Below are 13848 nucleotides of genomic sequence, written 5' to 3'. Positions count from 1 at the left end.
GGGTGAATAAATGTATACAGATTTAGAAGGTAAGGTCGTTGTTATAACGGGTTCATCTACTGGTTTAGGAAAAGCGATGGCCATTCGCTTTGCTAAGGAAAAGGCAAAGGTCGTGGTTAATTATCGCACTAAATCAGAGGAAGCGGATAGTGTAATGGAAGAAATCAAAACAAATGGTGGGGATGCCATTGCAGTAAAAGGCGATGTCACCGTTGAAGAAGATGTGATTAACCTTGTTCAATCAGCGATAAAGAATTTCGGGAAACTCGATATATTCATCAATAATGCAGGAATTGAAAATCCTGTTCCATCTCACGAGATGCCGTTAAGTGACTGGAATAGGGTAATCAATACAAACTTAACCGGAAATTTCTTAGGCTGCCGTGAAGCTATCAAGTATTTTGTAGAGAACGATATTAAAGGGAATGTGATAAACATGTCCAGTGTACATGAGATGATTCCCTGGCCTTTATTCGTTCACTATGCGGCAAGCAAGGGCGGGGTGAAGCTGCTTACGGAAACCCTGGCTCTTGAATATGCACCAAAAGGGATCCGTGTGAACAGCATTGGTCCTGGAGCCATCGCCACGCCAATAAATGCCGATAAACTTGAAGATCCCGAAAAGAAAAAGGATCTTGAAAGCATGATTCCAATGGGGTATATCGGAAAGCCTGAAGAAATTGCTGCGGTTGCTGCATGGCTGGCATCTTCAGAGTCCAGTTATGTAACGGGCATCACTCTATTCGCTGACGGAGGAATGACAAAATACCCTGCATTCCAAGCGGGAAGAGGGTGAATTTTGTTTAATCCCCTCTTTTTTGATGCAACAAGAATCTCAGCAGGATCAAACCTGCTGGGATTACTGTTAAAAAGCATTAACGAGTATGATGATTATACCAGCTAATGAAGTTATCGACGACAGTATCGATAAACTGGACAGTTGACTCATGTGTAAGCCTGCCTTCGTTATCGATTTTGTCATGCACTGCACCAACATATACTTCATTTCCGGGAAGGAGTGGGGAGGAGATGCCTATTGCGAATAAGATTTCACGCAAATGCAATTGAGCTTTAACCGTTCCTAATTGCCCCATTGACGCACCCATGATCCATGATGGTTTGCCGATCAAGACTTTATCGACACGTGATAACCAATCGATTGCATTGCCCAATACGCCTGGAATCGTACCATTGTATTCAGGTGTTACCCACAAGACTGCATCTGCTTCGGCTACTTTGCTTTTAAATTCTGTTACGACTAATGGAGGGTCATTTTCAATATCTTGATCATAAAAAGGTAAATCCCGAATATTCAAGATTTCGAGGTCAAACCGATCTTGATATCTAGCTTGAATATATTTGGCAAGTTTAAGGTTGTAAGATTCTTTACGGATACTTCCCACTAATGCAACAATTTTCATCTTCAATACCTCCAAGGATTTTTAATGGATTATCATGTGAATGTATTCCACTCACCTATTATAATTGGAATATTAATGAAAGGGAAAAAGGATGCTTTGGGAAATGATCATTGGGCGGATCTCCCTTCATTCACACCACGATTAAAATGCTTTTCCATGGCATAGCCAAAAAAGGAGGCAAGCATTTGTTGAAACAGCATGCCTAGTACAACGGGTACCGCGACAGCAGCGGGGAAATAGGTGGTCGCTAGAACGGCTCCTGCACTGATGTTCCGCATACCGCCTGTAAATGTCAAGGTGATGATATCCCCCTTTTCCCATCTTAAATATGCACCGACCATCCAGGATAGGGCATACCCTGAAGCAGCTATGAACAAAACCAAAAGGGACAGTATCATTAATTTCTTATCGAAATGGGTTAAGTAAGGCGCAATTTTTGAACTATTCAATATGACTACGATTCCAACGCTTAACTTGGAAAAAGGAGCTAAGCGGGGGGATAATGTATATTGTATCTTCCCTTTTGTAACCTGATTCAAGAACATGGCAAGCACTGAGGGAAGAACGACCATTCCGATTAATCCTTTCACCATCGACCCTAAATCCATTTCGATCGAACCGCCTCCAAAAAGGGAAACACTGTAAGGAACGATGAATGGCGAGAGAAGGGTGTCGATTAAGATGATGGTTAGGGCAAGTACGGCATTCCCGTTATAGATGGATACCCAGATCATACTGGTGACACCAGTCGGAATCACTACAGCCAAGACTAGGCCGGTAATCGTGAAAGCATCACCATGAAACACTAAATGGCCGAGACCAAAAGCCCAAATAGGCATAAGCATATGTAGGATGATCAATACGATTAATACAGGTAAGGGGTGGGTGACAGCCTGCTGGAGAGATTTAAAGTTAGAGCCTAAACTTCCGGAAAATGTAATGAAGGCAAATACCCATGGAACAAGAAAGGTGTAATCCATTAGATGTTCGGCCAATAATACCCCAATAGCCACGCTTAGCGGTGTGATAAGAGGCATAACTTTATCCATTTGTTCATTTATTGTTTTCAGCATCATTCATCCACTTTCTGAGAAAAGTAAATACTATTATTTTTAAGTTTACCATATTCCAATAAATATAATTTGTAAGACAAGTAATTTGTCTATTTATTTTATCTTTTGGAAGATAGATCTTGTGAGGATTCATCGTTCCTATCACTGCCCTGGAACCCCCCAGTGGTCCATAAAGGTTTTTCCGATGATGTTCGATAAAAAGAGATTTTGGCAGGATTGTTCGGTGCAGCGTTGTATATTCATTGAAAAATAGTTTAAAGTAGAGGAGTGAGGTGAAAGAAATGTCAGAAAAGGTTTCCAGTATAATGTGGTTTAGTCTTGCAGTACAAGCCCTGCTTGTTCTTGCTGATCATGATGGATTATGTAACAGTAATAAATTAGCAGATAAGCTTGATTCGGAGTCAGGCTTTCTTAGAAAAATATTAAGTAATTTAGTGAAGGCAGGGCTGATTCAGGCGAAGGAAGGAAGGGATGGGGGATATTCACTTGCCAAAAATCCCGAACAAATCATTCTTGCAGATATATACTCTGCAATTAAATCCGAACCTTTTTCAAAAGGCTTTTTAGATGTGAATGATAAAAAATGCTTTCAGCCATCTTCCCGCGAGGCTTTATGCGGTTTGAAAAACGAGATGGAGAGCTGGATAATACAGGGCTTGGAGCAGAAAACAATTGCTGATTTACTATCAAAATCTTAATGTGAGAAACGAAACTGATAAGGTTTCGTTTTTCTTTAACTGTATTTGACAAAGGAACAGTATACGTTATATACTGTTCCTGTATTTATTACAGTTAAATGGAGGTCATTATTAATGACAAAAAATATAATGAGTAAAGAAGAGTACCTAAATAAATCGAAAGAATTGAATATACCGCGTGAAAAGCCAAAGGTTCTTACTGATACGGACTTCATTACGGTAGCAAAAGAACGGAGATCTGTTCGCCAGTACGATGCTGAATACGTGATGACTGAAGAGGAAATTCGTGAAATCCTGGAGATTGCGATTCAAGCACCGTCTTCTTCCAACTTACAGCCATGGAGATTCCTTGTGATTCAAGATAAGCAAACCCAGCAAGAATTACTCCCTATCGCCAATAACCAACAACAAATCGTCGATGCATCTGCTGTCATTGCCGTTTTAGCTGATATAGAAGGTTTCAAAAATGCAGAGCGGATTTATGGTGAATTAGTCAATAAAGGAATCATGAAGAATGAAATCAAAGAGCCATATGTAGCATCAATCATGCATAATTACGGTAACTTTTCTGCTGAGAAAGCTTTAAGTGTAGCCATGATTGACGGTGGCTTGGTTTCCATGCAGATCATGTTAGCTGCAAAAGCAAAAGGATATGATACAGTTCCTATGGGAGGGTTCGATGAAGCCAAATTTGTGGATGCATTCAATGTACCGGAAAACTTCAAACCTGTCATGTTAATATCCCTTGGAAAAGGAACTAAAGCAGGATTTGAAAAAGTCCGTTTGCCACTCGATACTATGTTGACTTGGAATAAATACTAAGGTTTTTGACCAATATTTGTACTGAGTAAAAGGATAGCTAAAATTCGCTATCCTTTTTTCGTGGTTTTGTGATTTGCTCTGCACTCAAAAAAAGATTCATTCTCGCAAGCTATAAATGGATATGTTACAATTTTTCCATATATTTCTTTTTAATATTTCTGAAAATCACCGACTGCTCAGCATTAAGGGATTAAAAGAGCTAAAGAATTGGTCTTGAAGCTGCGTGCCAATATTAGCCGTTGACAATGGAGGGGAGGGAGCCCTTATGAAGAATGAAGTGGAAAGTGAAGTGTCCTCGTGGTTGAAATCTATCTTATTCGCTTTAATCATCGTGTTCATTTGCCAACAGTTTTTATTTACACCAGTCACAGTAAAAGGTGAATCAATGGAGCCGACTTATGAAAATGATGATCGGATCGTGGTAGCTAAAATCGGAAAGCCGGAACGCTTCGATATGGTCGTATTTTATGCCCCGGACGTGGAAAAGAATTATATAAATCGGTTTACCAGGTGACAGTGTCGAAATGAAAGATGATGTCTTATATATCAGTGGGAAAAAGTATACAGAACCATATTTGAAAACAAAAAAGAAGGAGATTCCACCAGAAGGAAATCTGACGGAGAATTTCACTCTGAATGATTTACTTGGGAAATCCAAGGTGCCTGTTGGCCAATTATTTGTCATGGGGGATAATCGAAGGAATAGTTGGGATGGAAGAAGATCTGGTTTTATTTCTGAGAAATCACTTTTGGGCAAAGTGAAATTTCGAATCTACCCATTAAATGAAATGGGAGTGCCGGAGTAAATAAATCACAGTGAATACAAGTGATAAAAGGATAATTATATGGACTAAGTTGTATTTATAGCAGATGATGGTTAAGAACCTTTTCCGATGGTTAAGGTTTTTCATTTTGAGTTGTGGGGGGGATTAATATGACGAATGGGTTAGCTGCCATCTCCATCCCGATGCTGGATGAAGAAATGGGACGGCGGGTTAAAGGCCATGTCGATTCGCTGACGGTTCCTCAGGGAAGCCTAGGTCGGCTTGAAGAATGGATAATCGAACTGGCCAAGATGACCGGAGAGGCATTCCCGGACATTTCGAAACCGGGAGTGATCGTGTTTGCAGCCGATCATGGTATTACGGAAGAAGGGGTTTCGGCTTATCCAAAAGAAGTGACGGAACAAATGGCACTCAATTTCCTGAATGATGGTGCTGCCATCAATGTTTTAAGCCGCGCGATAGATGCTTACTTGGACATTGTCGATATAGGGATCGATGCAGATATCGAAGCTCCGGGATTAACTTCGAGAAAAGTCCGCAATGGAACTAGAAACTTTTATAAGGAAGAGGCGATGACAAAGGAAGAAGTAATTCAAGCGCTTGAAATTGGATATGACCGTGCACAGAAAATGATTGCCCGTGGAGCGAACTGCCTGATTCTAGGTGAAATGGGAATAGGAAATACGACTTCCAGTACCGCCATCATCTCCATCGTAAGCGGGAAAAGCGTCGAATCACTAGTGGGGCAAGGAACAGGATTGAAGTCAGCAGGCATTTTACATAAGCGGAGAATAATAGAAGAAGCGATTGCATTAAGAAATCCTAATCCTGATGATCCAATCCATATTTTGATGAATATCGGTGGATTCGAAATTGCAGGTATGGCAGGGGCGATGCTTGCTGCAGCTAATAACCGTATACCCATTCTTGTTGATGGTTTCATTACAACCACGGCTGCTGTATTGGCAAACCTGATTTCCGAACGTGCAGCCGATTATATGTTTGTTGGGCATCGGTCTGCAGAACCGGGTCATAGAACGGCCATAGAACTGCTGGGCAAGGAGCCGGTCCTTGACCTGGGAATGAGAATCGGGGAAGGAACAGGGGCCGCACTGTCATACCCAATCCTTAAGGCAGCGACATTGGTCATTAAGGAAATGGCAACATTTGAATCTGCAGGTGTGTCAAATAAGTAAGAAATAGGGGACCTTCATATGAAGGTCCTTATTCTATATACTTAAAAGGGGAGATTGCAGTGAAATATTCTTTTACTTAATGGGTAATTGACCTTTATATTTCTTCATTTTCCTGACGACGGAAGGCTGGCTGATCCCTAAGAATTTAGCCATTTCATATGTGGACTTACATTGTTTACCCGCTTTCATCATCATCCATTTTTCCACTTGTTCGAGTGCGGTATTGAGATCACGATCATCAACCATCATATCGTCGATCATTAACGTATCATCTATTTTCGTCAATGATTCTTGCCCATGGAAATGGGAAGGGAGAAAGCCTGGGAAAATGATGGAGTCTTCCGAGGTCAAAATGAGCCGTTCAATCAGGTTTTCCAATTCACGCACGTTTCCTGACCATTTATGCTGAATAAGTATTTCGTAAGTGGAAGGGTGCAATTTCTTAGCAGACTTATATTTCTTGTTGATGATTTCGAGATTATGATTGATTAAAATGGCAATATCTTCTTTTCTTTCTCGTAATGGCGGTATTTGGATGGGAATCACATTTAAGCGGTAATACAAATCGAGCCTGAATGTTCCCTTTTCCACCATTTCCTCAAGGTTTTGATTGGTTGCCGTTACCAGCCTGAAATCTATCTTATGCTCTTTTTTTCCACCCACTCTTTTAAAAGTCTTCTCTTGCAGGACATTTAACAATTTTACTTGCATATCGAGGGGAAGCTCCCCGATTTCATCGAGAAATAAGGTTCCGTTATCTGCTTGTTCTACCAGCCCTTGCTTCCCCTGCTTTTGCGCACCAGTGAAGGATCCCCCTTCGTATCCAAACATTTCAGATTCAAAGAGACTTTCTGGGATGGTACTGCAGTTGACTTCGATGAATGGCTCTTTGCTGCGGTAACTCTGATTATGTAGCCGGCGGGCGAAGACGCTCTTTCCCACACCGGATTCCCCAAGAAGCATGACGGTTGCATCCGTTTTGGAAACACGGTGTATCGTTTTGGCGATTTGCCGCATTTCCTTGCTGCGATAGATCAGCTCTTCCTGTTCCCTAAGTTCCTCGACCTCCGATTGGTATTCTTGAATCTTTTTCTCCAATTGACCGTACTGATCCTGGAGGTTCCTGATTTCAGTTTGATCTTGGGCATAACTGACGACACGAATCAATTCACCATCATCATCAAAGATGGGATAGGCAGTCGACATGACGATTTTTCCCGTCTTCGTTTGCTGCATGATCTGGACAGGTGTTTTCTCTTTCAATACCATGGCAGAAATCGAAGGTGAAAGGATTCCTTCCGTTTCGAGCTGATAAACGGATTTCCCAAGATAATGTTCTGGTTCGATTCCATATATCCACCAATGGTTAGGATTCGTGAATAAAATGAATCCTTTTTCATCTGTCACGGTAATATTGTTATTGGATGTGTTGATGATACATTCCAAAACTTTTTTGACATTGTTATCACTCATCATTTTCCCCCTTATCCAATGTTCCGGTGATTCAAATATAAATCAAAAATAGAGGTGAAATCAAGAATTTTCAGATATTTCGATTTATATTTGAATCATTTTTAAGAAGATTCCATGCTGGAATGATGACACTCACTTCTTTCATCAAAGCTATAACTAGAGTAATAGAATGGCTAGACCCATTAAGAATATGGATACTTATACGATTAACCTACTTATGATTGGGTATAAATAAAGTAGATAGTAATCGAATGAAGGAGTGGTTGACTTGGCTGGAAACAGAACCCTGGGACAATATTTATACGACTGCTTAAAGGAAGAAGGCATTACAGAGATTTTTGGTGTGCCTGGCGACTATAATTTCTCATTGCTAGATACTTTGGAAGATTATGATGGGATTGAGTTTATTAATGGAAGAAATGAGCTAAATGCTGGATACGCAGCGGACGCTTATGCCCGGGTGAAGGGTATGTCGGCACTCATCACCACCTTTGGTGTTGGGGAAATGAGCGCATGTAATGCAATAGCTGGCGCGTACAGTGAAAATGTGCCGCTCATACATATTGTCGGCTCTCCAAAGTCCATGATGCAACAGGAGAAGGAGCTTGCCCATCATACGTTAATGGACGGAGATTTTGATGTTTTCCGTAAGGTTTATGAGCATATCACCAGTTATACGGCGATTCTTACACCAGAAAACGCAGCTATGGAGATACCGGCTGCAATCAGAATCGCTAAAGAAAAGAAAAAGCCCGTTTATTTGGTAGTGGCTATCGATCTTGTTGAAAAACCGTTGCTTTCTCAAAGTGAGACTTCTGAAAATGTGCATAAAACGAATATCGATGCGGTACAGTCAGCAATGGAACATATAAAAGGTATGTTAGAACATGTAAACAAAGCGGTTTTGCTTGTCGACGTGAAAACAATTCGGTATAACCTGCAGAAACCCGTACTGCAGCTCGCCGAGAGGTTAAATGTACCAGTTGCTTCGTTAATGCAGGGAAAAAGCGGGTTTGATGAGAGCCATCCCCAGTATATTGGTGTATACGGCGGCGCTTTGGGAAGTATGGATGTAACTCAGACTGTTGAAGACGCGGATTTCATCATAGCTGTTGGTGCTGTTTGGTCAGACGTCAATACTTCCAAAGGTACAGCAAAGCTTAACCCGTTGAAAATGGTGGAAATTCAACCTGACACATTAAAAGTGGGAGAAGCCAGTTATATGAATGTCAGGGCGGAGGAAATTCTAAATGCCCTCCAGGACATTGGCTACCGGCAGAACGGATCTGTCGGAAATATCTCGTTTCCATATGACACAATGGTAGAAGGCCAATCAGCACCACTGGAAGCCGCTTCCTATTATCCTCGATTTCAGCAAATGTTGAAGGAAAATGACATTGTGGTCACGGAAACAGGAACATTCTCTTATGGCATGTCACAGGTCAGGTTGCCGAAAGGGGCGACCTACATAGCTCAGGGAGGCTGGCAAAGTATCGGATATGCGACGCCTGCAGCTTTCGGTGCTTGTATAGCAGATAGAAACCGGCGTGTTCTCTTGTTTACCGGAGACGGCTCGATACAGCTGACAGCACAGGAAATAAGCTCGATGCTGGAGAATGGCTGCAAGCCCATCGTGTTCATCCTCAACAATAACGGCTACACGATAGAAAAATTCTTAAACGTAAAAGTCGATATAGAAAAACAGAAATACAACGAGATACCAGAGTGGGATTATACAAAACTGGCTGAAGCGTTTGGTCAAGAGGCATTTACAGCAAAAGTCGAGACGAATGGTGAATTGGATGAAGCCATTCTAAATGCTCAGGACATGAACGCCGATAAGCTTTGCCTTATAGAATTGGTCGTGAAAGATCAAATGGATGCACCTGATTATTTGCAAAAAATGAGGCAGTATCTTGAAAGGCAAGAAAAACTAAAGTAATACCAAAAGGAAGTTCGGAATCTCACCCCGAACCATGATTTTAAAACAAGACTGGATTATCCTTAATGGTTTTTTACTGTAATCCTGATTGGATTGAAGAAATTTGGGACCCTCCTGCCGAATAACTGTCTAGCCGAGACTCCGCTAGGTGCTTGTGGAGAGGAGACTTGGCAGGCAGTCGGCGGAAAGGGATTTAAAATCAATGTCTACAAAAGGGAGCGGGTATTTGAAATCAACTGCAATTATTTTAAAGAAAAAACTGTAGGCAAATGCTCTTCTTATCTCCAATCTGAAAGGTCTTCTGTGATGAAGTCCTTTTTTGTTGGCAATGTAGATACTGCTTACTATATATAAATGGGCCGACCAAGGACAAGAATGGAAAGGTGAAAAAGTAAACAGGATATATTCAAAATGACAATATCAGTATTGTCACTGTCCTATCAAAATTGAAACCAGGAATTTTTAAATTAGGAGTATTTTGAAAATGTCACGAAGCAATGGGGCCTATTTTTTTCCTAAGTGGAGAAAACCATTCTTTTTAGCATGGCAATTTCTATAGTTAAAGGGACACAAAAATGCGTAAAAATGTATCATTGGCACGGTTAATAGAGTCGAATAAAGAATCTCAACAGTATATGCTGTTCATCGATCTTACTGAAGAAAAAGTCCATTACAAGCAAGTGGAAATGCAGGAAAGACATCTAACAAAACAGGCAGGTGATGAAAAAGTTATTAAGAAAAGCATGGTATTTACAATAAACGATTGTCTGTCATAGAAAAAAGAAGGATGAAATAGCTGAACGAAAGGAATTATTATGATTGGAAGGAGTACGTATCAGTAAACAACTCACTTATGCGATTATGGAGATGCAAAGTTAATGCGGTGAGAGGATGAGAAGGGTTATAAGCCATAACACCAATTGGCGGCTATTTGACATTATAACACGCAAAGAAGCGTGTATGATATTTTATCAATACACACTTTTTTGCTCTTTAATCAAGGCCTATAGAGTTTATTTTTTAGCCAACAATTGTTTAATGCCATTTCATTATTTAGTTAAGAACTCGGACTGCCTTTACAAAGCTGGGTCCCCAATAAGAATTGTTAATGTTAGCGTAGGATACACCTTGAGATGTAGAGGCATTCAGCATTTGACCATCACCTGCATAAATTCCAACATGATTGATTACACCATCATTATTAGTATCAAAAAATACTAAGTCCCCTTTTTGGAGGGATTTTGAAGATACAGCTTTACCAACGTGCGATTGAGCCACTGAATTTCGAGGCAAGGAAACACCTGCACTTTGGAATGCCCTTAATGTGAATGAAGAGCAATCAAATACGTCAGTGCGTGAAGTGCTCGCACCGTAAACATACTTGGCTCCCATGTATTTAGCGCCAGCAGCCAAAACTTGATCTGCTTTGGTCGATTTGGACGTTTTTTTAATCGCAGATGCCGGGGCTTTCCCAGAAACACGGATGGTTTGGCCTATACGAATACGATCTGAATTAGAAATATTAGGGTTTATTTTAAGTAAGGCACTAAGGGAAAGGTTGTATCTTTTAGCGATTGTTGATAAGGAATCCCCTAATTTAACCACATAAACTTCTGTTGTATTTTTACTATTATCCGGATTGCTGGTAAGGGTATTAACCTTCAAGACCTGTCCGGGAAAAATAAGGCTGCTAGTCAAATGGTTTTTAGACTTTAATTGTTGGATAGTCATATTATTGGATCTCGAAATTTTGTCCAGTGTGTCCCCGGATTTGACTGTATATGTAGCATTAGAATGACTGTTTGTAGCCGTAGAGCTGGATGCAGGGGCTTGTCCGGAAACCCGGATGGTTTGGCCAATATAAATGCGATCCGAATTAGAAATTTGAGAGTTTAATTTAAGCAGGGCAGTAAGGGAAAGGTTATATCTATTAGCAATTTTAGATAAAGAATCCCCCAATTTAACCACATATTTTTCGGTTTTATCAATATTTTCATCTGTCTGGGCTTTAGTATTAACCTTCAAGACTTGTCCGGGAAAAATAAGGTTACTAGTCAAATGGTTTTGAGATTTTAATTTTTGGACAGTTGTATTATTGGCTTTAGAGATTTTATCAAGGGTGTCCCCGGATTTAACTTGATAAGAACCAGCATAAGCAGAGGTGCCGGCGATAAGGGTACCTATAATCGTTCCTGCAAGAATGAAAGAGTTTTTCGAATTGTTCATTTAGGAAAGTTCCTCCTGATGTGGTAAAAAAATATGTAGCATTTATATTATAAAGGTAAGCCATATAAAAAACATGACCCATATAAATAAAATTCAACTTTTTCGTCATTTTTTAGAGTATTTTGTAGATCTGTCACCTTGAGTGAATTCAAGTGGGGAGTAAGAGGGCCATTTCGCATAAAGAGATAACTAGTAAAAAGCCTTTCATAAAATGGAAGTTTGAGGTAATAAAAAAGAAAGGAAGAATAATATAATCCTTACCTTTCCATGATGAATTTTTTAATATTGTCTATAAACGTAGGGATCATCGGGTTCAGCGATTTTACTATGTGATGATACCTTGAGCAGTGGAATGGTTTTCTTGAATGGCTGATAATAAATGGATTCCAATTCACCTGTCACGGAATACCACTCATCATTTTTAGGGTGCATTCCTTCAGGAAATTCGATTAGCATACCGAATACCCCAGAGTCTGCGACACAGTGAATGACCCCAAAACGAAACAGGAATACCTGGTTTTTGGCTAGCTCATCTGAATTGTACGAAAACCCGGTTAACGTTATTTGCTTGCCAGTGAACTTTCCAGGAGCGTAATAGATGGCTTCTAAATCGTTTAGATAGTTTTCATCGGTTAATTGAAGACTATCACGATCAACCAATCCTTTGAGAGAGTTATCCATTAGAGTTAAATAGTCATCCTTGCCATAATAAAGACTCGTATCCGGCTGCAGAAATTGATGCTGGCTATACTCATCCGAGTCCTCATACACCGGGAAATGAAATCCTTTTTTTTCTACAATATTGGAGTCCATAGTGGCAACTGGCAAAAAGAGGCCGGTTAAAATGGGAATGAAGAATAGGAAGTAAGTAAGGTTCCTTGTCCATTTCTTATTTTCCTGGGAGTGATCATGCCCGCACTGACAATCCATACATTCTTCTTGATTATCTTCCTTAAAATATAAGTAAGATCCCATTAACGTGAGTATTGCCAGTATATAGATAGCAATCTGTGAAACATATGAATACTCCATATTAATGTATTTCGATATATTCCCCGAGGCGTGTAAATGCATGAATAAAAAAGTAAGTCCAAGTAATATGAATAATTTCCCCATATAAAACACCCTCTTTAAGAAATAAACAATAAAGTTAGGCCTAAGACGGAAATAAATATATAGGCCATCAAACATAAAACGAATTTTGTTTTGAAGGTACCTAATAGCATGATCGTATTTTTTATATCAAACATGGCCCCAAATACAAGAAAAGCAACTAGTGAAGAGGGCGAGAAGGTACTTCTAAAAGAACTTGCAACAAAGGCGTCGGCTTGGGAACACAAGGACATGACATAGGACAAAGCCATCATGACTGCATTCCCGGATAGTTTTTCTTGACCTATTTCAAGCAATAGGGATGTTTTCAAAAAGGTTTGGATGACAGCTGCCAACAGTGCACCAATGATTAAGTATTTTCCAACCGAAAAGAACTCTTCAATCGAGTGTTTAAACATCCCTGTTATTTTGTCTTTAAATGTAAGTTTATGGTGATGTATATGATCGATAGGTTCCTGTTTAAGCTGATTTGTCTTAAATTGAAAAGAAAGGATGCATGCAATGATCAGAACGACCATGAATGCAATTCCGCCACGGTAGAAAACCATGCTCCAGCTATTACCAAACGCTATATAGGTGGAAAACAGGACGATCGGATTGAGAATGGGTGCAGAAAGCATAAAGGCAATGGCTGCTGAAAGAGGAACCCCTTTAGCGATCAAGCGTCGGGTAATCGGGACGATCCCGCACTCGCAGGCAAGAAAAAAGACTCCTGCACCTATTGCGGATAGAACAGATAAGATCGGATTTTTCGGTATGATTTTTGCAATCATCTCTTCTGACACAAACATTTGGATGATTCCAGATATAAGGACTCCAAGTAAAATGAAGGGAAGGGATTCAATTAGGATACTAATAAAAATTGTATTCATTTGCAAAAGGGCCTGAACGTTCATCATAAACCACCTTCCATATTGCTGACTTAACTATATTAGGTTCGTAATAGAAAGAAGTCAATTTATTATTACTGGGGTAATAGGTTGGAAGTTGAAAAAGTAAGGGAATTATGGTAATGAATAGGTTTGGCAGGAATTAAGTATTACTTCAACTTAAGCCATTTTCCTTTTGGGCTATGAGTGCCTCCAGCTATTTCCTAATC

12 protein-coding genes and 1 pseudogene are annotated in these 13848 nt (G+C 40.0%); 7 read left to right on the top strand and 6 right to left on the bottom strand.

The features are described from left to right. Positions 1-10: 10 nt before the first annotated feature. Positions 11-796, top strand: a complete 786-nt coding sequence (locus IOC57_RS02655) for a glucose 1-dehydrogenase (RefSeq protein ID WP_207437293.1) — start codon at positions 11-13, stop codon at positions 794-796. Positions 797-875: 79 nt separating this feature from the next. On the opposite strand, the gene IOC57_RS02650 is transcribed toward IOC57_RS02655, so the two are convergent. Further along, on the bottom strand, positions 876-1421 hold the full coding sequence (locus tag IOC57_RS02650) for an NADPH-dependent FMN reductase (RefSeq protein WP_207437292.1): 546 nt from the start codon (positions 1419-1421) through the stop codon (positions 876-878). A 107-nt stretch (positions 1422-1528) separates the two neighbouring features. Continuing rightward, positions 1529-2494: a bile acid:sodium symporter family protein gene (locus tag IOC57_RS02645; RefSeq protein WP_207437291.1), complete on the bottom strand. Its 966-nt coding sequence runs from the start codon at positions 2492-2494 to the stop codon at positions 1529-1531. 281 nt (positions 2495-2775) lie between these two features. Here IOC57_RS02645 and IOC57_RS02640 point away from each other — a divergent pair, with 281 nt between their 5' ends. From IOC57_RS02640 to cobT, 4 genes and pseudogenes are all read left to right on the top strand, one after another. Then, entirely contained in the window at positions 2776-3192 is a 417-nt protein-coding gene (locus tag IOC57_RS02640; protein WP_207437290.1) for an RrF2 family transcriptional regulator, read from the top strand. 114 nt (positions 3193-3306) lie between these two features. Continuing rightward, positions 3307-4014: a nitroreductase family protein gene (locus IOC57_RS02635; RefSeq protein WP_207437289.1), complete on the top strand. Its 708-nt coding sequence runs from the start codon at positions 3307-3309 to the stop codon at positions 4012-4014. A 265-nt stretch (positions 4015-4279) separates the two neighbouring features. Further along, positions 4280-4820, top strand: a pseudogene (lepB, locus tag IOC57_RS02630) (signal peptidase I). Between the two features lie 128 nt (positions 4821-4948). Then, on the top strand, positions 4949-5995 hold the full coding sequence (gene cobT / locus IOC57_RS02625; RefSeq protein WP_207437288.1) for a nicotinate-nucleotide--dimethylbenzimidazole phosphoribosyltransferase: 1047 nt from the start codon (positions 4949-4951) through the stop codon (positions 5993-5995). Positions 5996-6067: 72 nt separating this feature from the next. Here cobT and IOC57_RS02620 read toward each other — a convergent pair whose 3' ends face one another. Further along, positions 6068-7471 (bottom strand): sigma-54 interaction domain-containing protein, encoded by a 1404-nt coding sequence (locus tag IOC57_RS02620; RefSeq protein ID WP_207437287.1) that lies wholly within the window; start codon positions 7469-7471, stop codon positions 6068-6070. Positions 7472-7727: 256 nt separating this feature from the next. On the opposite strand from IOC57_RS02620, the gene IOC57_RS02615 reads away from it, so the two are divergent. Together IOC57_RS02615 and IOC57_RS02610 are read left to right on the top strand one after the other, a co-directional pair. Then, positions 7728-9410: an alpha-keto acid decarboxylase family protein gene (locus tag IOC57_RS02615; protein ID WP_207437286.1), complete on the top strand. Its 1683-nt coding sequence runs from the start codon at positions 7728-7730 to the stop codon at positions 9408-9410. A gap of 575 nt (positions 9411-9985) precedes the next feature. Then, positions 9986-10186 (top strand): hypothetical protein, encoded by a 201-nt coding sequence (locus tag IOC57_RS02610; RefSeq protein WP_207437285.1) that lies wholly within the window; start codon positions 9986-9988, stop codon positions 10184-10186. 277 nt (positions 10187-10463) lie between these two features. Here the strand turns inward: IOC57_RS02610 and IOC57_RS02605 are convergent, their stop codons facing one another. The 3 genes from IOC57_RS02605 to IOC57_RS02595 all read right to left on the bottom strand — a co-directional run bounded on the left by IOC57_RS02605 (position 10464) and on the right by IOC57_RS02595 (position 13648). Further along, a complete protein-coding gene (locus IOC57_RS02605; protein ID WP_207437284.1) occupies positions 10464-11636 on the bottom strand; it encodes a C40 family peptidase in 1173 nt (390 codons plus the stop codon). A gap of 279 nt (positions 11637-11915) precedes the next feature. Beyond that, the gene (locus tag IOC57_RS02600) at positions 11916-12752 is read right to left on the bottom strand and encodes a TIGR03943 family putative permease subunit (protein ID WP_207437283.1); all 837 of its coding nucleotides are present in this window, start codon (positions 12750-12752) and stop codon (positions 11916-11918) included. A gap of 14 nt (positions 12753-12766) precedes the next feature. Next, positions 12767-13648, bottom strand: a complete 882-nt coding sequence (locus IOC57_RS02595; protein ID WP_396020752.1) for a permease — start codon at positions 13646-13648, stop codon at positions 12767-12769. Positions 13649-13848: the final 200 nt, after the last annotated feature.

Origin of the sequence: Bacillus sp. SD075 (genome assembly GCF_017355165.1) — a bacterium.
Lineage (GTDB): Bacteria > Bacillota > Bacilli > Bacillales > DSM-1321 > Peribacillus.
The sequence above is the reverse complement of the archived record's forward strand: the minus strand, read 5'-3'. Positions and strand labels throughout refer to the sequence as shown.

Coding starts and splice junctions, on each gene's coding strand:
- IOC57_RS02635 (WP_207437289.1), top strand. CDS start 3,307: ATGACAAAAAATATAATGAGTAAAGAAGAGTACCTAAATAAATCGAAA.
- IOC57_RS02605 (WP_207437284.1), bottom strand. CDS start 11,636: ATGAACAATTCGAAAAACTCTTTCATTCTTGCAGGAACGATTATAGGT.
- IOC57_RS02640 (WP_207437290.1), top strand. CDS start 2,776: ATGTCAGAAAAGGTTTCCAGTATAATGTGGTTTAGTCTTGCAGTACAA.
- IOC57_RS02600 (WP_207437283.1), bottom strand. CDS start 12,752: ATGGGGAAATTATTCATATTACTTGGACTTACTTTTTTATTCATGCAT.
- IOC57_RS02620 (WP_207437287.1), bottom strand. CDS start 7,471: ATGATGAGTGATAACAATGTCAAAAAAGTTTTGGAATGTATCATCAAC.
- IOC57_RS02595 (WP_396020752.1), bottom strand. CDS start 13,648: ATGATGAACGTTCAGGCCCTTTTGCAAATGAATACAATTTTTATTAGT.
- IOC57_RS02645 (WP_207437291.1), bottom strand. CDS start 2,494: ATGCTGAAAACAATAAATGAACAAATGGATAAAGTTATGCCTCTTATC.
- IOC57_RS02610 (WP_207437285.1), top strand. CDS start 9,986: ATGCGTAAAAATGTATCATTGGCACGGTTAATAGAGTCGAATAAAGAA.
- IOC57_RS02650 (WP_207437292.1), bottom strand. CDS start 1,421: ATGAAAATTGTTGCATTAGTGGGAAGTATCCGTAAAGAATCTTACAAC.
- IOC57_RS02655 (WP_207437293.1), top strand. CDS start 11: ATGTATACAGATTTAGAAGGTAAGGTCGTTGTTATAACGGGTTCATCT.
- cobT (WP_207437288.1), top strand. CDS start 4,949: ATGACGAATGGGTTAGCTGCCATCTCCATCCCGATGCTGGATGAAGAA.